21 protein-coding genes are annotated in these 23,217 nt (G+C 45.3%); all 21 read right to left on the bottom strand.

Annotated features, from left to right (window positions below):
* Positions 1 to 11 precede the first annotated feature (11 nt).
* On the bottom strand, positions 12 to 1,928 hold the full coding sequence (locus HFE01_RS12825; protein ID WP_102998938.1) for a beta-glucoside-specific PTS transporter subunit IIABC: 1,917 nt from the start codon (positions 1,926 to 1,928) through the stop codon (positions 12 to 14).
* Between the two features lie 116 nt (positions 1,929 to 2,044).
* Positions 2,045 to 2,869, bottom strand: coding sequence for a BglG family transcription antiterminator LicT (gene licT / locus HFE01_RS12820; protein WP_025365497.1), 825 nt, complete (start codon positions 2,867 to 2,869; stop codon positions 2,045 to 2,047).
* 397 nt (positions 2,870 to 3,266) lie between these two features.
* The gene (gene moaA / locus HFE01_RS12815) at positions 3,267 to 4,283 is read right to left on the bottom strand and encodes a GTP 3',8-cyclase MoaA (protein ID WP_016821781.1); all 1,017 of its coding nucleotides are present in this window, start codon (positions 4,281 to 4,283) and stop codon (positions 3,267 to 3,269) included.
* 69 nt (positions 4,284 to 4,352) lie between these two features.
* Positions 4,353 to 4,586 carry a MoaD/ThiS family protein gene (locus tag HFE01_RS12810; RefSeq protein WP_016821782.1) on the bottom strand — a complete coding sequence of 78 codons (234 nt, stop codon included), beginning with the start codon at positions 4,584 to 4,586 and terminating at the stop codon, positions 4,353 to 4,355.
* The gene (locus tag HFE01_RS12805; RefSeq protein ID WP_026065414.1) at positions 4,579 to 5,022 is read right to left on the bottom strand and encodes a molybdenum cofactor biosynthesis protein MoaE; all 444 of its coding nucleotides are present in this window, start codon (positions 5,020 to 5,022) and stop codon (positions 4,579 to 4,581) included. Before HFE01_RS12805 ends, HFE01_RS12810 begins: the two co-directional genes overlap by 8 nt.
* A gap of 86 nt (positions 5,023 to 5,108) precedes the next feature.
* Positions 5,109 to 6,128 carry a ThiF family adenylyltransferase gene (locus HFE01_RS12800; RefSeq protein WP_126665919.1) on the bottom strand — a complete coding sequence of 340 codons (1,020 nt, stop codon included), beginning with the start codon at positions 6,126 to 6,128 and terminating at the stop codon, positions 5,109 to 5,111.
* A 108-nt stretch (positions 6,129 to 6,236) separates the two neighbouring features.
* A complete protein-coding gene (locus tag HFE01_RS12795) occupies positions 6,237 to 7,433 on the bottom strand; it encodes a nitrate/nitrite transporter (RefSeq protein WP_017426864.1) in 1,197 nt (398 codons plus the stop codon).
* Between the two features lie 207 nt (positions 7,434 to 7,640).
* Positions 7,641 to 8,288: a response regulator transcription factor gene (locus HFE01_RS12790; RefSeq protein ID WP_038978085.1), complete on the bottom strand. Its 648-nt coding sequence runs from the start codon at positions 8,286 to 8,288 to the stop codon at positions 7,641 to 7,643.
* A 7-nt stretch (positions 8,289 to 8,295) separates the two neighbouring features.
* Positions 8,296 to 9,360: a PAS domain-containing sensor histidine kinase gene (locus tag HFE01_RS12785; RefSeq protein WP_017426863.1), complete on the bottom strand. Its 1,065-nt coding sequence runs from the start codon at positions 9,358 to 9,360 to the stop codon at positions 8,296 to 8,298.
* 1 nt (position 9,361) lies between these two features.
* Positions 9,362 to 9,814, bottom strand: a complete 453-nt coding sequence (locus tag HFE01_RS12780) for a GAF domain-containing protein (protein WP_016821790.1) — start codon at positions 9,812 to 9,814, stop codon at positions 9,362 to 9,364.
* Between the two features lie 45 nt (positions 9,815 to 9,859).
* On the bottom strand, positions 9,860 to 10,543 hold the full coding sequence (gene narI, locus HFE01_RS12775; protein WP_013372381.1) for a respiratory nitrate reductase subunit gamma: 684 nt from the start codon (positions 10,541 to 10,543) through the stop codon (positions 9,860 to 9,862).
* Positions 10,540 to 11,106 carry a nitrate reductase molybdenum cofactor assembly chaperone gene (narJ, locus tag HFE01_RS12770; protein WP_126665921.1) on the bottom strand — a complete coding sequence of 189 codons (567 nt, stop codon included), beginning with the start codon at positions 11,104 to 11,106 and terminating at the stop codon, positions 10,540 to 10,542. Before narJ ends, narI begins: the two co-directional genes overlap by 4 nt.
* Entirely contained in the window at positions 11,099 to 12,688 is a 1,590-nt protein-coding gene (gene narH / locus HFE01_RS12765) for a nitrate reductase subunit beta (protein WP_017426862.1), read from the bottom strand. The genes narJ and narH overlap by 8 nt, the downstream gene beginning before the upstream one ends.
* Positions 12,678 to 16,352, bottom strand: coding sequence for a nitrate reductase subunit alpha (locus HFE01_RS12760; RefSeq protein WP_167438679.1), 3,675 nt, complete (start codon positions 16,350 to 16,352; stop codon positions 12,678 to 12,680). The genes narH and HFE01_RS12760 overlap by 11 nt, the downstream gene beginning before the upstream one ends.
* A gap of 199 nt (positions 16,353 to 16,551) precedes the next feature.
* Positions 16,552 to 17,229 carry a molybdate ABC transporter permease subunit gene (modB, locus tag HFE01_RS12755; protein ID WP_016821794.1) on the bottom strand — a complete coding sequence of 226 codons (678 nt, stop codon included), beginning with the start codon at positions 17,227 to 17,229 and terminating at the stop codon, positions 16,552 to 16,554.
* Entirely contained in the window at positions 17,226 to 18,077 is an 852-nt protein-coding gene (gene modA / locus HFE01_RS12750; protein WP_044787706.1) for a molybdate ABC transporter substrate-binding protein, read from the bottom strand. The genes modB and modA overlap by 4 nt, the downstream gene beginning before the upstream one ends.
* Before the next feature lie 47 nt (positions 18,078 to 18,124).
* On the bottom strand, positions 18,125 to 18,832 hold the full coding sequence (locus tag HFE01_RS12745) for a DUF542 domain-containing protein (RefSeq protein ID WP_044787707.1): 708 nt from the start codon (positions 18,830 to 18,832) through the stop codon (positions 18,125 to 18,127).
* Between the two features lie 108 nt (positions 18,833 to 18,940).
* Positions 18,941 to 20,362, bottom strand: a complete 1,422-nt coding sequence (gene hemY, locus HFE01_RS12740; RefSeq protein ID WP_044787708.1) for a protoporphyrinogen oxidase — start codon at positions 20,360 to 20,362, stop codon at positions 18,941 to 18,943.
* A complete protein-coding gene (locus HFE01_RS12735; RefSeq protein WP_044787710.1) occupies positions 20,355 to 21,461 on the bottom strand; it encodes a TIGR04053 family radical SAM/SPASM domain-containing protein in 1,107 nt (368 codons plus the stop codon). The genes hemY and HFE01_RS12735 overlap by 8 nt, the downstream gene beginning before the upstream one ends.
* Before the next feature lie 15 nt (positions 21,462 to 21,476).
* Positions 21,477 to 22,265 carry a YwiC-like family protein gene (locus HFE01_RS12730; RefSeq protein ID WP_044787712.1) on the bottom strand — a complete coding sequence of 263 codons (789 nt, stop codon included), beginning with the start codon at positions 22,263 to 22,265 and terminating at the stop codon, positions 21,477 to 21,479.
* A 123-nt stretch (positions 22,266 to 22,388) separates the two neighbouring features.
* The gene (locus HFE01_RS12725) at positions 22,389 to 23,183 is read right to left on the bottom strand and encodes a hypothetical protein (RefSeq protein WP_044787713.1); all 795 of its coding nucleotides are present in this window, start codon (positions 23,181 to 23,183) and stop codon (positions 22,389 to 22,391) included.
* Positions 23,184 to 23,217: the final 34 nt, after the last annotated feature.

Genomic DNA, 23,217 nt, shown 5'->3' with positions numbered 1-23,217 from the left:
ATATGGGTAGCTTAGACCATGACCGTCAACAAATCCTCTTTATAACCAATCGTCTTCTTCTCCGTTTCAATAACATCCAAGTAACTAGCAGTGTTGGCAACAATTACAGGAGTAGTCAGAACATAACCAGCCTCTTGGATAGCCTCCAGATCAAACTCCATGAGCAATTGTCCCTTTTTGACGGCTTCCCCTTGTTTTACTTTGGGATAAAAATGTTTACCTTTTAATTTGACTGTATCCTTACCTACATGGATGAGAATTTCCACGCCCTGATCACTGGTAATTCCGATCGCATGACCTGACGAAAATAAGGAGGTTAATACACCATCTACAGGTGAAACGACCTTGCCTTCGGAAGGCTCAATGGCAATCCCTTTACCCAGAGCACCTGTCGAAAATGCTTCATCAGTTACCTCAGATAAAGGTTTTACATCACCCTTTAACGGACTAATTACCGTCTCCTGTCTTATTAATACTTCTCCTCCTTTTGCTGCTCCCGTTGAACTAACTTCTTTTTTCGTTTCTTTCACCTCATCATCTTTAAATCCGCCAAAAAACATAAGCAAGAAGCCTAATACGAAACTTACCAGGATACCAATAACAGCCCCATAAAATCCGCTGTCTATCCCTGACGGATTAATATAGCTCGGAATCGCGAAAATGCCTAAGCCGCCAATGATATAGCCTTTCGTTCCCATCATTCCGATAATACCGCCACCTACTGCAGACGCTATACAGCTTAAAATGAATGGTTTCTTACGTGGTAATGTAATCCCGTAAATCGCGGGTTCTGTTACACCAAAGATCCCGGAGATGACAGCTGGAATGGAAAGGGATCTCAGCTTTACATTTTTGGTTTTGAACAAAATTGCCAGTACGACACCTGTTTGAGCAAAGGAGGCTCCCAGCGTTGCAGCAAGGATCGGATCGAATTTGAGCACCGCCAAGTTGTTCATAGCGATAGGAACAAGACCCCAGTGCAGTCCAAAAATAACAAATACCTGCCAGAAAGCCCCCATGATAATACCTTCAATCATCGGGCTTAAGTTATACACAAAGAGGGTGGCTGCGCCAAGCAGTTGACCTGCCCAAGTCGAGAGTGGTCCAATCACAATCAGCGCTAAGGGTACAATAACTAACAAAGTGAAAAACGGAACCAAGAATGTTCTCACTACGCTAGGGATGACCTTTTTAAAGAAATTTTCTATTTTTGAGCCTACATAGGTGGATACGATGATCGGAAGAACCGTTGATGCATAGCTCATCAGAATGACCGGAATACCTAAGAAGGTGATATATACCGGTGACTCAAATATAGTGCCGCTAAATAAAGTGTATAGCGGTTTACCCGAGGCTGTTATCGTGCTAAAGGTTGGATAAACAAGTGACGCCCCGATCGCCATACCTATAAAAATGTTGGCATTGAATTTTTTAGCTGACGTATACCCCAGGAAAATAGGGAAGAAGTAGAACAAGCAGTCTCCTAATGCATTGAGAATTTGATAGGTACCCGATGTAACAGTCAGCCAGCCTATAGCTACAAACAAGGCCGTAAAACCCTTAATCATACCCGTGGCACTCAAGACACCCAGCGTGGGTGTAAATACACCTGAAATGGTATCAATAAACCTATTGAACAAACTGACTTTTTCACCTGATGTTTCTTCTGAATCACCTGCCTGGAAGCCGCCTATCGCAGCAACATCCGCATAAACCTCGGGCACATGATTACCGATCACAACTTGGTATTGTCCCCCGCTTTTTACCACCGTGACGACACCATCCATACTTTTCAGAACCTCTGTATTGGCCTTATTTTCATCCTTTAGCTTGAAGCGCAAGCGTGTAATACAATGAGTTAGACTATTTACATTTTCTTTGCCGCCGACATTTCTGATGATGTCTTTTGCTAATGTCTCATACTTCATTGTAACTGCCCCTTTATTTGTATTTATAAAAAAAGGCAAAACCAAAATAGATCAAATTCGATCTAGGTTGGTTTCGCCTGCATTACCAGTAACAATCCAAGGAGTTATTCAATTGGTCATTGAGTTACGCGCTGAATATGAATCGTTATATACAGTTTTTCTTCATCTGACAATACCGTGTCCAAGTATTTCTCAATTTTCAGCATACAACTGTAAGCTTTTTTGTACTTTGCTTTCACTTGCCTTAATAGAAAATCATCTTCCAGTGCTAATTTTTCTTTTTGAATTAACCGCTGAAAGAAAAACCTTAAATGTGTAATAAATCGTTCATAGCTAGTCGAGTGTTCATCCAGGGTAATATTGTAAGAGTACTTAATAATATTTAGGATATCCTGTATTTTTTGAGTTTGCTGAGCGACATCCGCTACTTTATGGTAGGAGCTGTTGACTTGAGCATTGATTAAATGAAGAGCTATATTACCTGCTTCATCTTCAGACAATCGTTTACCTGTTTCGTCTTCAATAAACTCCAGCGCTTTTAAGCCAACTCCAAACTCTTTAGGATAAAATTTTTTAATTTCCCAGATGAGCGGATTTGCATTTTTAAACCCTTCATCAAACATTTTAAATGCATTGTTCATGTGATCTGTAAGCGAAACATATACATAGTCGCTCAGCTGTGCTTCCAATATGCTTTTTCCATATTCAATGATGTCATAGCATAACGAAACATATTCTGTAGGGACATCCTCTAACAGTAATTTAAATTTCTCTGAAGCATCTTTTTGTTTAAGTACAAACACCTTTTCAATTAAATGCTCTTCTACTTGTTCTCCTGCATTCTTTTTGAATGCAATTCCACGACCCATAACAACAAATTCATGCCTTTTTGAATCTTTGGCTATTATGGCGTTATTATTAAATATCTTTGTTATGATCATTCTGGCTGCCCCCCTGATCCCGCAATAATCTAAAAAAGGATTTAGATGCTGGGCGATATTTCAGATAGGTCACAAGACGGTAATAGCCGATCAAGCTTTCGCTGTAAACCAAACTATAATGTGTAGATTTATAAACCCATTAAAATGAAAGCGTATTCATAAAGAGGAATAAGCCCTACACTATCACTCACCTTTCTACGTTATTGCAAATCTGTATACAAAAAGAAAAGGCAAAACCCAACACATGGAAGTCCAGTTCCATGTCCCGGGTTTTGCCTTTTCAGTAACAATCCCAAGATCATAATAACATCGAATTTAAGTTTTGCCAACAAAAATGTTTGCGCTTTCTTTTTGGGAATATCCACATCGAATACGGCACATTACCCGTATAAAAATGTCAGCCGCCAATGTAGGACATGTTAATTTTTTTTCTGTTGTTTGCAGTCTGTTCTGTACGTTCATCGGAATACCGATCTATGCGTTGTTCCCATACTGAAGTAATCGCATCAAGTAATTCCTGATCATTCGCCCCGTTACGAAGCATCTGGCGCAAATCAAATCCGTCTGAAGCAAACAAACACGTATAAAACTTACCATCAGAAGATAAACGGGCACGCGTGCAGGATGAGCAAAACGAATCCGAAACCGAAGTAATAAAGCCAACTTGCGCGTCGCTGTCTTTATAACGGTAACGTTTTGCCACTTCTCCAAAGTAATTCTGATCTACCGGCTCCAACTCGTACTCATTCTTAAGGCGCTCCATAATTTCTTCTTTTGTTACTACCTTTTTGAAGCTCCATCCGGTATCGTTACCTACATCCATAAATTCAATAAAACGAAGAGTTATTCCCTGGTCCTTAAAATAAGCAGCCATCGGCAAAATCTCAGAATCATTAACACCTTTTTGAACCACCATATTGACCTTAATCTCAAAACCGATTTCTCTTGCAAAATCGATCTGCTTCAAAATAAACGCAGGCTTAATGCCCCGTCCATTCATCTGCCCAAATAGCTCGGGGTTCAGAGCGTCTACACTGACATTAAGCCGTCGCAGTCCCGCGTCATAGAGGCGTTGCGCCTGTTGCCCTAGTAGCAAACCATTTGTAGTCAACCCTATATCCTCAACTCCACTGATAGACAAAATACTAGAGACAAGGTCGGGAAGGTTCGGTCGCATTAACGGCTCACCACCTGTGAGTCGTATTTTTTTGACCCCAAGGCCTACAAAGAGCTCCGTAAGCCGATGAATCTCTTCAAACGATAGGCATTCGCTTTTGGGAAGAAAGGCAAAATCGTCGCCGAAAATTTCTTTTGGCATACAGTAGGAACAGCGAAAATTGCAGCGATCCGTAACAGATATACGTAAATCACGAATCGGACGCCGCAATGGGTCCTTCAGCGGATGTGAACTCATGTGACCACCTTCTTTTTTTCATTAGCTGTATTTGACGTTGCGGACATGGACACATGACAAGCACTTTCACTAGCCGCCGCTGACAGGCGGAATAAAAGCTGCGATATCTCCATCCTGCAGTACATCTGTAAGCAACGCATACTCCTCGTTTACTGCAATTCGTGTAGAATTGATCGGCATATCCGGGTATTTATCTGTGATCCAACTGTATAATTCCCCTACAGTTTGGCCTGCCAAATCTGCCATTTCTTCGAATTTTCCCGTTACTTCACGGAGTCCCGCAAAATAGTACAGCTTAATCATGACTGATTTCCTCCGGCTTTTTCTTTTGTTGTCCGATCCATTGTGTTCCGTTTTCCCATATCTCTCGCTTCCAGATCGGAACGATTTCCTTGATTCGTTCGATTGCGTATTCATTCGCCTTATACGCATCCGAGCGGTGTGGTGAAGAAACAGCGATGACAACGGCAATATCACCGATCTGAAGCTCACCAATCCGATGTGCAATTGCTACTCTTGTCCCTTCCCATTTCTGTTCAATTTCGTGGCCAATCTCTGCAAGCTTTTTCTCAGCCATAGGCACATAGGCCTCGTAAGCAAGATATAATGTCCGTACGCCTTGGGTCCACTCTCTTACGTGCCCTGTAAACACGGTCACCGCTCCCGCTTCTGGTCTTAAGACATAATCTGCATAAATCTGCGGAAGAATGGGCTCCGTCACGATTTCAAATACACTCATCTTTTCCACCTTCCAGCCACCTGGCAAGCTACTCTGCTATGAAAACTCTGCTCACTATTTATATTTCCTGGATCTATATCCCTTGTTTAACCGAACAACTGATGGTATAGCTTTTGACCTCTGGCAATACTTCCAATACCGTGAATGAGGAGCCTTCCGTTTTTAAATAAAATCATTCGGTGCTCAAAGGCATAAAATTCAACGAAATAAGGGGTCCTTTTTACACGTTCCGCCATAAGCCTGCCCATTTTCTCTGCATCGTCCAACGTAATCGGACGATGAGGGTCTGGAAGAACCTGCACTACATCCCGTCCGCACAGCGAAGCATACGCCGAGCGACGGGATGCGGTCAGTGTAGGAAACACAGGATGCTCTCCACAGGTCGGACAATTCTGATTGCGGATGCGGGAAATCCCTATGTCCATCTGCGTATTTTCCCATAGATCAAATAAATGAACCTTGCTGCGCATTTTATCACGTTTACCGCTCAGCCACTTCATGGCTTCTGCACTTTGGAGAGCAGCCGTCACTTGAACTGCGGGCGAGATGATTCCAGCCGTATCGCAGGTCTGATTGATTGCCGGCAGCGATGGCAGTAGGCAACGAAAACAAGCTGACTTGCCCGGCACGAACGGAAAAACAACGCCTGTGCTTCCAACACAGGCGCCGTAAATCCATGGAATTTCAGCCTTTCGTGCAGCATCGTTTATAAGCAGCCGGGTTTCAAAATTATCCGTTGCATCCATCAGCAATGTGCTTTTACCAGCAAGCTCTTGAGCAAGCCCGGTATCCAAGCTGTCGAGATAGGTATACAAGCGTACGTCTTCTCGTATCGCCTTTAACCTTTTTTCAGCAGCCGTTACCTTGGGGAGCATTTGTGCAGCATCCTGCTCCGTGAATAACTGCTGGCGTTGCAGATTCGACGTCTCCACATAATCACGGTCAACCAGGTGAATCTCTCCGACGCCCGCTCTTACTAATGTTTCAGCGATGGCGGAGCCTAGTGCCCCGCAGCCGATAATGGTAACAACAGCTTCAGACAGATTACGTTGTCCTTCACTGCCGATGGGTCTAAATAAGATCTGTCTTGAATAACGTTCCTTCATCACAATGTCCCCCTAACGTTGAAGAGCGATCGTTAACTTTGTGCTTTTTCCTGTGGCTCTCGCTAGAAACGTTAAAGGTGTCTTTATAATTTCTCCACTCTTAATGCTTTACTGCTGAAGTTCCTTTTGTTTCTCAAAGCGGTTCTGCTCGGCAGTTACGGGGAAACGTCCTTGATAATATAGCCATATGACGAGAATCAGGCTAGCGAGTGCCACTTGGGAGAGTAACATGAACCCAATGGAATATTGGCCAGTAGCCGCATGAATCGTCGATAACAAGATCGGAGGGAAAAAGCCACCCAGGCCACCCATCATGGATACAATTCCGTTCACTATGCCCGCCTGTTTATTAAAATAAAATGGAACTAGCTTGAAAATGACACCGTTCCCGATTCCCGCACTCACAGCGATAGCCAAGCACCCTACGGTATACAGGGTGATGTCTGGGGAAAAAGCCAAAAGAATCGCAGCGACCGTGTATACAGCAAACGTACCTACCAGCAGGAACAAGGGCTGAAAACGATCCGCCAGCCAGCCACCGATCGGGCGGAAGAATGTAGCAATTGCGATAAAGCCTGCTGTACGCATCCCTGCATCCACTTTATCCAGTTCGAAATTCGATACGAGAAAATTCGGTAGATACACCGTAAACGCTACAAATGAGCCAAACGTAATAAAATAAAAGAGCGAGAAAAACCAAAGCTTTTCATTTTTGTAAACCCCTTTGATTTGCTCCATAATGGGCGTCTTGACTTTAGCTTCATGACGGTCCCCAAAGAAGAAATTCAAAACGATAAAAACAAGCAATAGGATAAGGTACAGCTTGACTGTAAGTGCCCATCCTACCTGTGTCGCTACAATCGGAGCGGAGAAAGTCGTTACCGCTGTCCCCAGGTTGCCCACACCATACATCCCGTTGACAAAGCCATGTCTTTCTTTCGGATAGTACTTGGGCAGTGAAGTTACTCCAACCGAGAACACCGCTCCCCCAATCCCAAGGAACAAGCCACCGATAATTAAATCCGTCATCGTCGAAGCTTCACTGATATAGTAGACCGGAAACAAAAGCAAAACAAAGCTAACGAGGAAAACGATTCTCGCCCCGAAGATATTGGCATAATAACCAAGCGGAATGCGCAGAATCGATCCAAGCACGACCGGAATCGCCGTAACCATGGCCAGTTTTCCGGGTGGAATCGCAATATCCTCCGTAATGAACGGCATGAGGGAAGAAATGATGACCCACACCATGAATCCAAGAATCAGGTTCAATGTTTGTAGCGGCAACTGCATTTTTCTAATCATTTAACTCACCTTTTCAACTTTATTCTGTCGAATGTTTGATTTGTATTTTTCTGTTCCCATTGTAGCCGCTAGCCGTTCCTTTCGAATATAGGGGACTCCCCTTTCCCGGTCAGGGGAGTCCCTGAAAATAAAAAAGCCGCTTCTCGTAAGAAGCTGCTTGATTCATTGTAGATATATTATTGGATTAAAAATAATCTTCTTCATAAACTAGAAATCCAGCATTTTTTTCTTTAAAGCATATTGGACCAGCTCAGGCCGGCTTTTTAAGTTCAACTTCTCCATGATTTTAGCTTTATTCGCTTCCACGGTTTTGACAGAAATGAACAGCTTTTCGGCAACTTCCTTGTTACCGTATCCCTTTGCAACCAAAGGGAGAATCTCCAGCTCGCGCTTGGACAGAATCTCATACGGATCTTCGGTTTGTGATGTTGTGTCTTTCTTAATGAACTCACGCACGAGAGAAGTGGCCATTTTAGGATGGATATACGTCCCGCCCCCATGAATGGTACGTATGGCAAGCAATAACTCCTCATCTGGCGCATTTTTCAAAACGTACCCTGAAGCACCATTCTTCAAAATATGAAATAGATATTCTTCGTCGTCATGCATGGTCAAAATCAGAATTTTAGTATCAGGATGGTCCTCTTTAATCTTGCCTGTGGCGATCAATCCACTTTCGCCTGGAGGCATGCTGAGGTCCATAATTAGAATATCCGGCTGATGTTTGGCTACCATAGTATACGCTTCAATCCCGTCCGCAGCCGTTCCGACAACCTCCATATCCGATTGGAAGTTGAGAATCATGGAAAATCCGCTTCGTACAATGGCATGATCATCCGCTAATACAATTTTGATCAAGTTTCTATTCCTCCTCGTGTCCAATCGGAATTTGTAAAAAGACTTTGGTTCCTTGGCCAACATTCGAAAGGACGCCAAAACTTCCACCTACCAGCTCTGCTCGCTCCTGCATACCATACAAGCCAAGTCCTGTTCCAATAGGCTTGCCCCCCTTATCAAAGCCAATCCCATTATCCTCTACAGTCAAACGAAGCGCGTGTTCGTGCTCCGACAAAGTAACTTTAACGGTATCCACCTGGGCATACTTTAACGCATTGAGCACAGCCTCCTGACAGACGCGATAAATGACTGTTTCTTTTTCGCTTCCATACCGCTTCTGGGGAAGATCAGATACGAACTCAACCACTAGACCAAAACTTTGCTCGACCCGCTTAAAGTGGGAACGGAATGCCGCCTCAAGTCCAAAATCATCAAGGGTAGCAGGACGAAGATCCACAGACAGGTTGCGGATATCATCCAGCAAGCGTGTCATGGATGCTTCTGTTTGTTTCATGTTTTTAATGAGCTGCTCATCATTCGTCATGTATTTTAATACCCGTAGTTCAACAACCGCGCTCATCAATTCCTGGGCGACGCTGTCGTGCAGCTCTCTGGAAAGCCGTTTACGCTCGTTTTCCTGTGCTTCAATAACATGTTTCATCATTTTGTTCTGATACAATTTCTCCTGCGTCTGAAATTGCGGGGTCAAATCTCTCAGCATCAGCACCCGGATTCCATTTGTAGAATCAATCGTATGAAAAGAAGCTGCATAGGGAACCATTCCATTGCTTTTCGTCTCCAGATAAACCTGAAAAGAAGCAAAATTGTTGGATTCAGGCACATTGAAATAACAGTCGAGGCAGGTACGGGGCTCTGTGTCGCTTGTATAGCCTCTGCATGTTCCACATAAGGCCCTGTCCTGTCCTTCATAGAGTTGAATGAGAACGTCATCGTCTACAATCTCCTCAGCCGCCGGGTTCATGGCTAGGGTTTTCCCTTCCCTATCAAAAAAGAAGATAGCTTCTGTACTGTTCTCAAACATCTTCACCATTAGCGCACTCAAAGAGTCTGTCCCTATAGACAATGTCAATTCAGATCACTTCCTTCCCGTTCAACTCTCCAATTCCCCTATGTGCCAAGGTTTCCAAATCACGCATCATAGCTTCGGTCATCAGCTGTTCTTCTCGAAATCCACCCAGCAGCACACCCGCGACGCGAGCATCATTCCACAGGGGCACAGCGCCGAGACTCTTGAGCTTCTCGGATTGAACGATTGGATAGTTAAACAGGTTGTCTGCCCCAACAAATTGATGAACAGATGGAATAAAGATAGATTTCCCGGTTTTAAACACGACTCCTGCTATGCCCTTTCCAGATTGCAGTACAATCCGCTTAAATCGATCATTCAAATTGCCAGCGGCGTTTTTCCATTTAATGACGTATTGATATTCGGCCGGTTCAACCAGAGCAAGTGCCATAAAATCATAACCGAAATGTTCGCGTATTCGCTCAAGCTCCCTTTGATAATCCATCTTATTATTCATCACTCTCTCCTAATAAAACTAGGAAAGAAGGCAGGGCCCGCTTTCCTAGTTTGATTTATGTCTTCTGTAAAGGATATAACTTCTGCGCACATAATTCAACGGAACACTCCACACATGTACAAGCCGGGTAAACGGCCAGAATGCAAAAATCGCAAAACCCATAAGGACATGAAGCTTGAACGAGATCGGTACGTCTCTCATCAGTGTAGGGTCAACACGGAATATGAACAAACCGCGGAACCAGATCGAGATAGTCTCCCGATAATCAAATTCCGGCTGAACCGCATTCGTTACGAGAGTGGCAAACATCCCCATGCACACAAGCGCCAACAGCAATACGTTTACAATCAAATCAGAAGCTGTACTTAAACGACGCACATTACGAATTGTAAAACGTCGAGAGGTAAGTATCAACATCCCAAGGAACGTCATGGCTCCAAATATTCCACCAATATAGACCGCTCCAATGTGATATAGATGATCGTTTACCCCCAGTGCATGCATCCAGGTTTTGGGTATACCCAGACCAGACACATGACCGAAAATAACTGGAATGATCCCCAGGTGGAATAAGAGGCTTCCGATCATCAATTGTTTCTTTTCAATAAATTCGCTCGATTTTGCCGTCCAATTGAATTGGTCCGTTCTATAGCGGAAGATATGGCCTACGATAAAAATGACCACACACATATAAGGGAAAATGACCCATAAAAACTGCTCCATCATCATAGCGTGGCTGCCTCCTGTTCTACGCAAGCTTTAAGCGTTTCGCGCAGTCCCTTGACCAGATGAAAATACGGGCTTTCCATTTTTTCCAGCGCTTTAAGCAAATGATAAGTGCCGTCTTCCAAAATCGCGATCGGCATGCGGAAATTTTCTGTCGTCTTTGCATCCTGTACCCATTCGGCGGCATACAGGAATTCACACATGAGCGGTAGGTAATCCGGCAGCTCACCATCTGGCATTTCAAGACCATACATTTCATAGAGAACCTTTAACTTTACCAGCATTTGTCCTCTTTCTTTTGCATCTTCACACTTGAAGTAAGTCATATATAGTGCGCAATTTTTTTGAAAATCGAAGGTTTCTGTATACAGTTCCTGGATCTCTTCCATACTAAACTCTTGCATAAGAGACCAGTACTTATGAGCATGCGTATACGCAGGATGATCCGGATCAAATGATGCTTCCAGAAAAGCCGGATGAAAATCCAGCTTTTCCGGGTACATGAGTTGTTGGGCGAAAAACCCGAATGAAGGCTTGAATTCATACAGTTTCGCTACATTAATCACGCCAAATACCCCCGTAGAAGTTTTCTTCATACATTTGCTTGCCTGATTTCGAAGGCTCTTCCATTCCCGTGGAGCTTGCCAGGCTACAACCGCTACAGCCAGCTCCTGCAACTCCACAACCTTCCATATTCCCTAAGGTATCACCGTAACCAGCAGCTCCTTGGGCGCGATATGGATTAGAATAACCCTCTTTATGCGATGTTGGAATAACGAAACGGTCCTCGTATTTGGCAATGGCCAGAAGCCGGTACATCTGCTCGGCCTGACGTGCTGTCATGCCGGTGCGTTCCAGACGGCTTTCATCGAAAGATTGTCCTGTGGACTGGGCACGCATATAGGAGCGCATCATAGCCATCCGCTGCAGCGATTCTTTCACCGTCTGGGTGTCGCCCGCCGTCAACATATTGGCAAGATACTGAATAGGCGTGCGCATTTCTTCGATAGCTGGAAAGATCATATCTGGATTCTCGATGGAGTCTTTCCCTTCAAAGTAATTCATGATCGGACTAAGTGGTGGTACATACCAGACCATCGGCAGCGTGCGGTATTCCGGATGAAGCGGGAATGCCAGCTTATACTCAATAGCAAGCTTGTAGACCGGTGAGTTCTGCGCAGCCTCAATCCAATCTTGCGAGATCCCATCTTTTTTTGCCTGCGCAATTACCGCTGGATCACTTGGGTCTAAGAACAAATCACACTGTGCTTTATACAGATCTTTCTCATCCTCTTTAGAAGCAGCCTCCTGCACCTTATCCGCGTCATACAATAGAACGCCAAGGTAACGAATTCGTCCGGTACACGTCTCGGAGCAGACGGTTGGCAACCCGGCTTCTACGCGCGGGAAGCAGAAGGTACATTTCTCTGCTTTGTTCGTCTGCCAGTTGAAGTACACTTTCTTATAAGGACAACCCGTCATGCAATATCTCCAGCCGCGACATGCTTCCTGATCCACAAGCACGATGCCATCCTCGTCCCGTTTGTACATGGCACCTGAAGGGCAGGATGCGACACAGCTTGGATTCAAACAGTGTTCGCAAAGCCGAGGAAGATACAGCATGAACGACTTCTCGAAATTGAATTTAATCTCTTCTTCAATTTTCTGAATATTGGGATCGAGAGGTCCTGTCACATGGGTACCTGCCAAATCATCCTCCCAGTTTGGCCCCCAATTCAGATCCATTTTTTCGCCTGTTACAGCAGATTGTGCACGCGCGACCGGAGAATGCTTCTGCTCTTTGGCGTTGGTCAAATGTTCATAATTGTAAGTCCAGGGTTCATAATAATCCTTCATTTCAGGCATATCGGGATTGTAGAAAATTTTACCGAGCGCTATCTTGGACAGCTTGTTCCCTGACTTCAGTTCAAGTTTCCCTTTGCGAAGCTGCCAGCCCCCCTTATACTGTTCCTGGTCTTCCCAGCGTTTTGGATAACCAATACCGGGCTTCGTTTCCACGTTGTTGAACCACATATATTCCGCACCTTTGCGGTTTGTCCAAGTTGTTTTGCACGTCACGCTGCACGTATGGCAGCCAATACATTTATCCAGGTTCATGACCATGGCAATTTGAGCTTTAATCTTCAAGCCAGTTAACCTCCTTCATTTTACGTACCGCTACGTACACATCGCGCTGGTTGCCGATTGGACCGTAATAGTTGAACCCGTAGCTAAGCTGAGCGTATCCGCCAACCATCTGGGTCGGTTTGAGATGAATTCTTGTTGGCGCATTATGACTGCCCCCGCGTGTATCCGTGATTTCGGAGCCTGGCACTTGAATGTGCTTATCTTGAGCATGGTACATAAACATCGTTCCTCTTGGCATCCGGTGACTGACAACTGCTCGGGCGGTTACGACACCGTTACGGTTGTACACCTCCAGCCAGTCATTGTCGGCAATAGCATGAGTTGCTGCATCTTCGTTATTGATCCATACCGTTGGGCCTCCACGGAACAACGTAAGCATATGCTGGTTATCCTGATAAGTGGAGTGAATATTCCATTTCCCGTGTGGAGTCAGATAACGAAGCACAAGTGAATCCTGGCCACCCTTGATTTCCCGATCATGTGTACCGAATACCATCGGTGGCAAAGTCGGTTTATAGATAGGCAGCGACTCCCCAAACTGCTGGAAGATTTCATGATCGATATAGAAATGCTGTCTTCCTGTCAAAGTCCGGAACGGAACGAGACGCTCAATATTCGTGGTAAATGGCGAGTAGCGACGTCCCTGTTTGTTAGAGCCACTGAATACCGGTGTCGGTATAACTTCACGCGGCTGCGCTGTAATGCTTTGGAACGTGATCTTCTCGGCGGCGCGGTCGGCTGAGATGTCCATTAGCTTCACACCGTGATCCTTTTCCGCCTCTGCGTAGGCTTTTTGGGAGACACGACCATTCGTTGCAGACGAAAGATGAAGAATCGTATCAGCCACTTGACGGGCTGTCTGGATCTTCGGCAGTCCATCTTTAATGGACTCATCGTAATAAACCCCGTTCAGCTTCTTCAATTCCTCATATTCATCCGCTACCGAGAAGCTAACGCCATGCGCGCCCGTTTTTCCAGTAGCCAAATTTGGACCGAGCGAGACATATTTATCGTAAATTTTGGTGTAATCGCGTTCTACGATGCTGAAATTAGGCATGGTTTTACCCGGCACAGCTTCGGCCTCGCCTTTCGTCCAGTCCTTTATAAGACCCATCGGTTGCGCAATTTCGCCTATGGAGTCATGCCCAAGCGGTGCAGTTACAAGGTCTTTATATATTCCCGGTAGATGCTCTTTGGCCATGTTCGAGAAGGTTTCAGACAACTGACGGTAAATATCCCAGTCCGAACGTGATTCCCAAAGCGGATTTACCGCAGGATTAAATGGATGCACGAACGGATGCATGTCTGTCGAGGACAAATCCGTCTTCTCATACCAGGTTGCCGCCGGAAGTACGACATCCGCGTACAATGGCGTTGTGGTCATCCGGAAATCAAGTGCGACCATCAAATCAAGCTTTCCTTCCACATCTTCCCGCCAGACGATTTCCTCAGGCTTCTGATCTTCGTTCGGCCGGGCAAGCAGCGCGTCGGAGGCTCCGAGCAAATGCTTCATGAAATATTCCTGTCCCTTGGCCGAGCTGGAAATGAGGTTGGACCGCCAAATAAAGAGCGAACGCGGAAAGTTCTCCGCTGCCCCTGGATCTTCAATAGCAAAACGAGTCTTACGCGATTTAATCTCTTCCACAGTGTGGTTAATGATTTCCTCGTTTGACTTCTTGCCTAATTGCGCCGCCTCTTCGGCGAATAGCAGGCTGTTTTTATTAAACTGCGGGTAAGAAGGCATCCAGCCCAACCGTGCAGCAAGTACATTGTAGTCCGCCGGATGTTGGTAACTGACCTCTCCCCCAGTCGGCGATTTCAATGTGTCGGTGCCGCTTTCTTCATACCGCCACTGTTCAGTTGCAAAATAGAAAAACGAAGTAGCATTTTGCAACCGAGCCGGTCCCTGCCAGTCTTTGGCAAAGGCAATCGTTGACCAGCCTTCAATAGGACGGCACTTCTCTTGACCTACATAATGCGCCCAGCCTCCACCGTTAACACCTTGGGAAGCCGTCAGCACGACCAGGTTCAAGATGGAGCGATAAATGGTGTCACTGTTAAACCAGTGATTGATCCCCGCCCCCATAATGATCATGGAACGTCCTTGAGTGTCGATGGCGTTCTGAGCAAATTCGCGAGCAACTTGCACTACGACCGATGCCTTGACTCCCGTGATCTTCTCCTGCCAGGCAGGAGTGTAATGAGAAGCTGCATCGTAATAATCCTTTGCATTATGAGGGCTATCATTGCGAGCGACACCATACTGACTCATCATCAAATCATATACGGTGGCTACGAGGCGCTCTGAACCATCAGCCAGACGTACTTTTTTCGCCGGAATGACACGTTTGAATGTTCCGTTACCTGTGTTATCAAAATAAGGGAATACGATTTCTTCCCATTGCTCGTCATGACCTTCCACCGTGAGCGCAGGCTCAACCTTGGTTCCATCTTCCCGCTCCAAGATCAGATTCCATTTCTTATCCTGCTCCCAGCGCTGTCCCATTGTTCCGTTCGGGACCATCATTTCCCCTGCTACTTCATCGAAAATGACCGGTTTCCAATCTGCATGCTGTGAAGCATCTCCCAGATCACTCGCCCGCAGAAAACGTCCACCTTTCCAGGCCCCTTCGTGGGGATCAAGCAGAATCATGAATGGCATATCTGTATATTGCTTGGCATAGTTAATGAACATGGGTTCCTGACGTTCCTGGTAGAACTCATCCAGAATGACATGGGTCATCGCCTGTGCCACAGCGGCGTCTGTACCCGGATTAGGTGCAAGCCAGTTGTCAGCGAACTTCACATTTTCCGCCAAATCCGGAGCCACGGATACGACCTTGGTTCCTTTATAGCGTACTTCCGTCATAAAGTGGGCATCCGGCGTCCGGGTAAGCGGCACATTCGAGCCCCACATGATCAGGTAGCCCGCGTTGTACCAATCTGAGGATTCAGGTACGTCCGTTTGCTCACCCCAAATTTGGGGAGAAGCAGGCGGAAGATCAGCATACCAGTCGTAAAAGCTCAACATTTCCCCACCAAGCAATGAAATGAACCGCGCTCCCGAGGCGTAGCTTATCATTGACATCGCTGGAATGGGTGTGAAGCCTGCGATCCGGTCAGGACCGTACTTACGAATGGTATAAATTAATTGCGCCGAAATCAGGTGTAGAACATCATCCCAAGCCACACGAACATGCCCGCCTTTGCCGCGAGCCGATTTGTAGAGCTTGGCTTTCTCCGGGTCTTCCACAATGCTGGCCCATGCGTCTACCGGATTGCTATGCTCCTTGAGGGCAGCTTGCCATAGTCGCAATAGCTTACCGCGCATATATGGATATTTCACACGTAACGGGCTGTATTCATACCAGGAAAATGAAGCACCACGCGGGCATCCACGCGGCTCAAATTCTGGCATGTCTGGACCGCAGGAGGGATAATCGATTTGCTGATTTTCCCAAGTGATGATGCCGTTCTTAACAAAAACCTTCCAGCTACAGGAGCCGGTACAGTTAACACCATGCGTCGTGCGAATCACTTTGTCATGAGACCAACGCTGGCGGTACACGTTTTCCCATTCTCTATTTTTTTCTTCAAGGATTGACCAATTTCCAGAATAGCTCTCGATTGGCTTGAAGAAGTTGAGACTATATTTTTTTTTCATCGGTGATCAACGCTCCTTTTCAGAATAAATCAGCCCGTTGCAAACCCGCGGAGAGGATTCATTCGCTTACTCTCATTATGTAATTCATTCCTCTCCGTTCCCATTAGGGAATGTCCTATAGCGCTATAGAAAATCCCTCGTTCTAAGGAAAGATACAAAAAAAGCCCCCCTCTACCAGAGGGAAGCTTGTATGAATAGATTAATTGTTCTTTTGGCCTGTTAACAGGAGCATTATAAAGGAAATGAATATGATCGAGCATGTCCAAGCCCAGGCCATAGGAAGATGACCAGAATCCACTGCAATATAGATGGCTGTAGGGATCGTTTGTGTTTTACCCGGAATATTTCCGGCAATCATCAGCGTAGCACCGAACTCGCCCAGCCCACGGGCAAAACCAAGTATAAAGGCCGCTTTAAAAGAAGGGAAAATCAAAGGAAAGGTGATATATCGGAAGACCTGCCATTCATTTGCCCCCATCGAGCGCCCTGCGTTTTCCAAGTCACGATCCACTGCAGCGAATCCCATTCTCAGTGTCCGATAGACTAGGGGAAAAGCCACAACCACCGCGGCCACGACCCCAGCCCACCATGAGAATACAATAGGCTCGCCAAACCAATGCTCCACCAAACGTCCAAACCCACTTTTTCGTCCGAGTAAGATTAGCAGTAAAAATCCAACTACCGTCGGCGGGAGCACCAAAGGCAGCATAAGCACGGTTTCAACGAGTGTTTTCCCTTTAAATAATCCTAACCGCGACATGGACCATGCCGCAAACAAGCCTAATAGGATCACCAAAACGCTGGATAACAGTGCAATCTGTAACGATAATCGAATCGGAGGCCAATATTCGCTCCAATCTATAGCCTGCATGCTCACTTCGGTATGGTAAATCCATACTTAGCCATAATGTTCAGAGATTCTTGCGATTGAAGGTATTCATAGAAGCTTTCGGCTTCTTGGATGTGTTTGGAAGCTTTGATGATCCCGATAGGGTACTCAACCGTTGAATAAGTTTTAGAGTCCACCTCAAAAGCAATTTTCGCCTTTTGCGAAGTTAACGCATCTGTCTTATACACAAATCCGACATCTGCGTTACCCGTTTCTACATATTGCAGCACTTGTCTAACATCTTTTGCCTGAACAAGCTTGTCTTGTAACACATCCCAAAGCTTAATGTTCGTCAGTGCTTCCTGTGCATATTTGCCTGCAGGAACACTCTCAGGAATACCGATTGCTACCTTTTTCACTTCTTTTTGCATTAAATCCTTTACACTCGTGATGCTCGTCGTCCCGTCAGCAGGGATCACCGCTACCAACTCGTTCGTCAGCCATGTTTTTTGTTTATTGCTCTCTATTAAATGCTGATCTACGAGAGACTTCATGTTTTTCTTCGAAGCAGACAAAAACAAGTCCGATGGAGCTCCTTGCTCAATCTGCTTTTCCAGTGCACCAGAACCACCAAAGTTGAAATTCAATTGAATACCTTTATGGGATGATTCGTACAATGTCTGGATTTCTTTAAGTGCATCTGTTAAGCTCGCAGCCGCGGAAATGGTCAGTTCTACAGTTTCAGTCTTTTTCGATGAATCCTGGCCGGAGACCTCGTTCTGGACCGCGCTGCTACCACTTGAAGCTGATTGTTGCCCCGCACCGCACCCTGCTAGTAATAACACAACACAAAAAGCAAAAAAGAGTGCCTGGCTATGTTTGATAATTTTTTTCATTTTGTTTGACTCCTTACGTCTAGCCTGTCATGAAGTGATAGGTTTCATTATGAATGGGGTTGTGCCTGTCTGGTACGTTCAACTAGTGTACAATTCTCAAGAAGAATATGATTATAAATGTCCGCTTCCAGGTCCTCCAAACGCTTCAATACAAGTCGATGTGTGCCACAAGCTTCCTGTAACGGCTCAAAGCCATTGGTAATCAAACGCAGCTCCTGCAGTGAATCCACAACCGCTTGGTGTTCGTCTTGCAACTCGGATAAGTGAAAAAGAAGTGCGTCCACACGCTCAAACGTCGAGTCCTGAAAAAACGCTTGAATCAACGGAAACAGAAGACTTTCCTTGAATTGAATATGTACCGTTAACTTCTGTTTAAGCAAGGTATAAAGTTCATTCACTCGCTTCAGGTGCGAATAGCGTTCGCCATGAACCCGTGTTAGCTTGGTAATATACGGTGTGAGCGCCGCTAGTTCTTCACACAACTTTGTATGATACTCATCCTGAATATAGGCGATCAGTTCTTTGGGTTCTAGTGAGGAGGGTTGCATTTGCTTATGCTGTGCCTGATTTTCCTCCACTTCATGCACCCGCGCCAGCAGTTCACCAGCGTGCAGCCCCCGGCTGGCAGCCGCTTCACGGAGCGATATTTTTCCGCCACAGCAGAAGTCAATCCGTAGTTTACGGAACAAGTCACTTGTTTTGGGTACTTCTTTTACAATGTCCGCTACCCATGTTTCTTCCGTTAACTGGCTCATTTTCATTCCCCCATCTTACTTCAGTTTTATACTTAACTCTCATTTTATGTCTCTCTCAAGGCTGAACCAATTAGGGCGATCCCTTTTTCACTCGTGGAAAGAGCCTGATTATAAAAAACCTGAGACCAGCTGTTCAGCTGCTTCTTTGCCTTGAGCGATACAATCCGGAATGCCAACCCCTCCATAACCAGCACCACATAAAAATACACGCGGAAAATCCTGTGACAAATCATGTCTCACCTTCGCCATCTGCTCTTTGTGTCCTATCGGATATTGTGGCATGGATTGATTACACCGACTGACTTCAGTTAATTCAGGTTCAGCATCGATTCCCATTAAATCCTTCAGGTCTTTGCGCGCCGCAGCTACAAGTTCATCGTCTGTCATCTGAACCCATCCCTGTGCGCCTGCATGCCCAATGTAAGTCCGTAAGAGTGTATACCCTTCAGGTGCGGTATGGCTCCACTTTGTCGATGACCAAGTACAGGCCGTAATCATTTTTCCTTCTTTGCGGGGAACTAAAAATCCAGTTCCCTCATAGGCAAGATCAAGGTCTGAATTTTTATACGCCAGGGAAATATTCGCTACCGAAACGTAGTTAATCTTATGGAGCCAGCTCACACTTGCGATATCGGAAAATAATGTGGCCGCTTCAAAGGCTGGAACAGCGCAGATCACTGCATCTGCAGCTATGATTTGCCCATGGTCTAGAACTACTTGATAACGATCCTCTTTTCTCACCTCAGCCACACGCTGTCCCATCACAAAATGGACGGTGTCGAGCTTTTCCTTTAACCGATCCACAATGGTCGATAATCCATGTCGATAGGAAAGAAACATGCTTTTCTTAGCGATATCCGGCAATTTGTTAGGTGCACCCGACTTTCTCCCCGCTCCTTTAGCCATACCTATAATCAAACTTCCATGCTTTTGTTCCATCTGCTTAAATTGAGGGAAGGTTGACTTGAGGCTAAGAGAATACGTATCGCCAGCGTAAATACCAGATAGCAAAGGCTCAGTAATCTGCTCCAACACCTCTTTACCTAGACGCCGCTTGATAAAATCCCCCAGAGATTCATCCATATCGCCTTGCTTGGCTGGAATAATTAAATCCAGAGCTGCGCGCGCTTTTCCCAGTGGAGAGATTAACCCTGTCCGAATGAAGGGAGTTAGCTTCGTTGGAATACCTAAAATAAAGCCCATCGGCATGGTATGCAGCTTGCCTTTATGCAAAATGGAGGCCGACTTGGCCTTCGGGTTTGTTGCCACTAAATCGGCTTCCAGCCCCAATTCCATAGTCAGATCCAATATAGCCGTCTTTCTGGCCAGAAAAGCATCCGGTCCTTTTTCGATCATAAAATGGTTTTGGCGAACCGTTTGCAGCTTTCCTCCCAGACGGTCGCTTTTCTCCACCAGTGTAATCTCCACTTCAAGCTGCCTGTCCTCCGCCAGCTTTTTCACATAATAGGCAGCACTTAAACCGCTTATTCCTCCACCAAGGATCACAACTCTTTTAGCATTTTTATTCATGAGCACACGTTTCCTTCCCCACTTCAGGCATATATGCACAATAAGGGTCACTCTCCAAATAGTCTCCTGTGATGGCAAAAGCCCTTGCTCTGGAGCCTCCACAGACTGTATTGAATTCGCAAACTCCACATTTGCCTTTAAGCAGAGATTTATCCCGAAGATGGTTCATAATCGGAGATTCCCGATAAATATGTGCCAAACTATCCTTTCGTACATTTCCGCATGTTAACGGCAGGAACCCACTCGGGTACACTTCGCCAATATGACTGATAAAAACAAATCCATCTCCATCATTTACGCCTTTAGGCGCGCGTCCCAAAACATCTGCCCGTTTAGGTTCGAACATTGCACCGTTCTTCACTGCTTTACGCTTTTCCTGTAGGACAACCCTTCGATAATGAGGTGCTTCGGTAGCCTTTACACCGTAGGGCATCTGTTGCTGTATCTGATACAACCACTTCATTACAGCCTCATGCTCATCAGGAGTAATCATATCTTTTTCCATACCACGCCCGGTTGGAACGAGAAAAAACAAGCTCCATAACACCGCCTGCATTTCCTTTACCTTTTCTGCAATTCGCTCCAGATCGTGAAGATTGTATCGGGACACGGTGGTGTTCACTTGGATAGGGATGTTCAATTCCTTCAAATATCCAATTCCCCGCATGGTCGTATTGTAAGAACCCACAGTCCCGCGAAAATGATCATGAATGTCCGCACATGAACCGTCCAGGCTAAAAGCCCATCGTGATAATCCAACCTGCTTTGCTTTTTCGACCGCTGCTCTTGTCACTTTTGGGGTAGCACTGGGTGTCATGGAAACCGATAGCTTTTTCTCCTCAATTGCATATTGAGCCAACTCAAATAAATCAGGACGCGATAACGGATCTCCACCTGTGAAAACCACCAGTGGTTGATTCATTTCAGCGATTTGATCGAGCAGCTTTTTGCCCTCTTCAAATGTCAGCTGACGAGGGTCAGGCTTATATTGGGCTTCCGCTCTACAGTGAAGGCATTTTAATGCGCAAGCTCTCGTTACCTCCCAAATGACGATAAACGGGTCTACGCGATAATTTCGTGGCGTTTGCAAAGATATCATTGATGTCTCTCCTTTTTAAAAATATAAAAACAGCACAGATACATAGAGCATCAATGAAAATCCAATTTCAGCCATGCCTACATGCTTTGCCTTTAACTCGAATTTAGGAAGCCATATAGCTCGTATGAACAAAATTAAAAATGGAATAACCAAAAACACCTTGATCCAGGCGGCCAACAGCACAATGATCAGATGATAGATAATAGACGCATAATAGTAACGTGGATTTTTTCTTTCACGGATGATCGTTTTAACATAAAGAGCCGTTCCTATGAAATAACATACCAACAGCAAAAATAGCTCTGTGGTTAATGTCCAATCTCCACCTTCTCCAATATGAACAACAGGGTATATAAAAGAACAGAAAAGCAGAATCGCGGTAATGTCATTTAACAAAGCACGCTCATTCTTCATTTTGGCGTAATACATATTAGCCATAAAAAAGAACAGGAGCAGAACTCCGTACCAGATCAACGCAGGTTTAACCCATACTAGAGAAGCCAAAAGAGGAAGGAGTATTGCTCCGTATATAACAACAGGTTTACGGTATCTTTTACTGTTTCCCGTTTTGATCCATTGGAGAACAGGAAAACTAAATAAATAGATAAAAAACCAGCATACGAATAGAGGTATATGAATGAATTGTTTTGGAGAAGCAGCTAAGCCAAACAAAAATGGAAGAATGAGCATTGCCCAGGCTCCATGCTGATTGGGGATGTATCTACTGATCCCTTTCAAAGTCTTGATCCTTTTTTCACAATGTGTAACATCTTTATAGCTTCGGTTAATCGACTCATCATCCATTCCCCCAAAATTCAATTTTTCACCCTACTATAATTCTAAGTATTCTGTCCAATTGAACCAATCAGGGAGTTCCCTTTTTTGTTTGGGGGAATAGCCTAACCTGAAGATAAACCTTCACTTTCTTTATAAAAACGTACCAAAATAATAGTCCAGCGCTTCCTGGGAGTATCCGTCATCTCCTTGCCAGGCTGCTACCGAATAAAAATCATCATTGCCGCCGCGGCGTCTACGAGGTGTGTCCCGTGGTGCCAGCAAGCCAGCATATCCCCATACCTCCATAACCACGTCGCGTTCATTTTTGCTGGATGGGAACACATCTTTCCAGCGCTTCTCCAATTGCCGCGCACCATTCTGAGCCTCACAGTCCTGAACGGCTTCCAGCATGTTATGAAGGATAGCCAGATCCTCATCCGAAACCTGGAACTCCTCTTCTTGACTAAACAATTCAAGGTCCATCCAGCAGTAAAGAAGGTGATTCAGCCGAATACCGCCCCATTTGATCCGTTCAAAATTTAGAACATTCAAATCCTTATTGACGTATTCCTTATCGGACATTAGTTTATGAAAATTACAATCCCCACAGCTGCTGTAATTGGGCAGGACGACAGGTCGCTCCCCATAGGTATGCATAGGCAGTTTTGCGGTTAATGCCCAGCTTGATAAGGCGCTTCGCAAATGAACCTTTTTCGTGGAAAGACTGTGCAAAAACGCCGCTGCCACTCGCTCTTTTGTAGCCTTTTGCTGATGCAACTCATGTAACCTATTTATCATCTCATCATGCGTAATGGTGATCGGATCGAACATCAAGCCCTTGCTTTTGGCATATTCAAAATCCTCACCCGAAAAGGGTCCTCGCTCCTGCTTCCAGCCGCTGGACCAGAAAGTGTTCATGAGTATTTTCTTTGCTTTTTTATCCATCACACTTCTCCTTACTTATGCCAACAGTCTCACC

The organism is Paenibacillus sp. EKM10P, from assembly GCF_011800655.1.
Classification (GTDB): Bacteria; Bacillota; Bacilli; order Paenibacillales; family Paenibacillaceae; genus Paenibacillus; species Paenibacillus polymyxa.
This window is presented reverse-complemented; position numbering and strand designations above follow the sequence as displayed.

Excerpts from the sequence above, each read along its gene's own strand:
- HFE01_RS12825 (WP_102998938.1), bottom strand. The coding sequence starts at position 1,928 with ATGAAGTATGAGACATTAGCAAAAGACATCATCAGAAATGTCGGCGGC.
- licT (WP_025365497.1), bottom strand. The coding sequence starts at position 2,869 with ATGATCATAACAAAGATATTTAATAATAACGCCATAATAGCCAAAGAT.
- moaA (WP_016821781.1), bottom strand. The coding sequence starts at position 4,283 with ATGAGTTCACATCCGCTGAAGGACCCATTGCGGCGTCCGATTCGTGAT.
- HFE01_RS12810 (WP_016821782.1), bottom strand. The coding sequence starts at position 4,586 with ATGATTAAGCTGTACTATTTTGCGGGACTCCGTGAAGTAACGGGAAAA.
- HFE01_RS12805 (WP_026065414.1), bottom strand. The coding sequence starts at position 5,022 with ATGAGTGTATTTGAAATCGTGACGGAGCCCATTCTTCCGCAGATTTAT.
- HFE01_RS12800 (WP_126665919.1), bottom strand. The coding sequence starts at position 6,128 with ATGAAGGAACGTTATTCAAGACAGATCTTATTTAGACCCATCGGCAGT.
- HFE01_RS12795 (WP_017426864.1), bottom strand. The coding sequence starts at position 7,433 with ATGATTAGAAAAATGCAGTTGCCGCTACAAACATTGAACCTGATTCTT.
- HFE01_RS12780 (WP_016821790.1), bottom strand. The coding sequence starts at position 9,814 with ATGAATAATAAGATGGATTATCAAAGGGAGCTTGAGCGAATACGCGAA.
- narI (WP_013372381.1), bottom strand. The coding sequence starts at position 10,543 with ATGATGATGGAGCAGTTTTTATGGGTCATTTTCCCTTATATGTGTGTG.
- HFE01_RS12760 (WP_167438679.1), bottom strand. The coding sequence starts at position 16,352 with ATGAAAAAAAAATATAGTCTCAACTTCTTCAAGCCAATCGAGAGCTAT.
- modA (WP_044787706.1), bottom strand. The coding sequence starts at position 18,077 with ATGAAAAAAATTATCAAACATAGCCAGGCACTCTTTTTTGCTTTTTGT.
- HFE01_RS12745 (WP_044787707.1), bottom strand. The coding sequence starts at position 18,832 with ATGAGCCAGTTAACGGAAGAAACATGGGTAGCGGACATTGTAAAAGAA.
- hemY (WP_044787708.1), bottom strand. The coding sequence starts at position 20,362 with ATGAATAAAAATGCTAAAAGAGTTGTGATCCTTGGTGGAGGAATAAGC.
- HFE01_RS12735 (WP_044787710.1), bottom strand. The coding sequence starts at position 21,461 with ATGATATCTTTGCAAACGCCACGAAATTATCGCGTAGACCCGTTTATC.
- HFE01_RS12730 (WP_044787712.1), bottom strand. The coding sequence starts at position 22,265 with ATGGATGATGAGTCGATTAACCGAAGCTATAAAGATGTTACACATTGT.
- HFE01_RS12725 (WP_044787713.1), bottom strand. The coding sequence starts at position 23,183 with ATGGATAAAAAAGCAAAGAAAATACTCATGAACACTTTCTGGTCCAGC.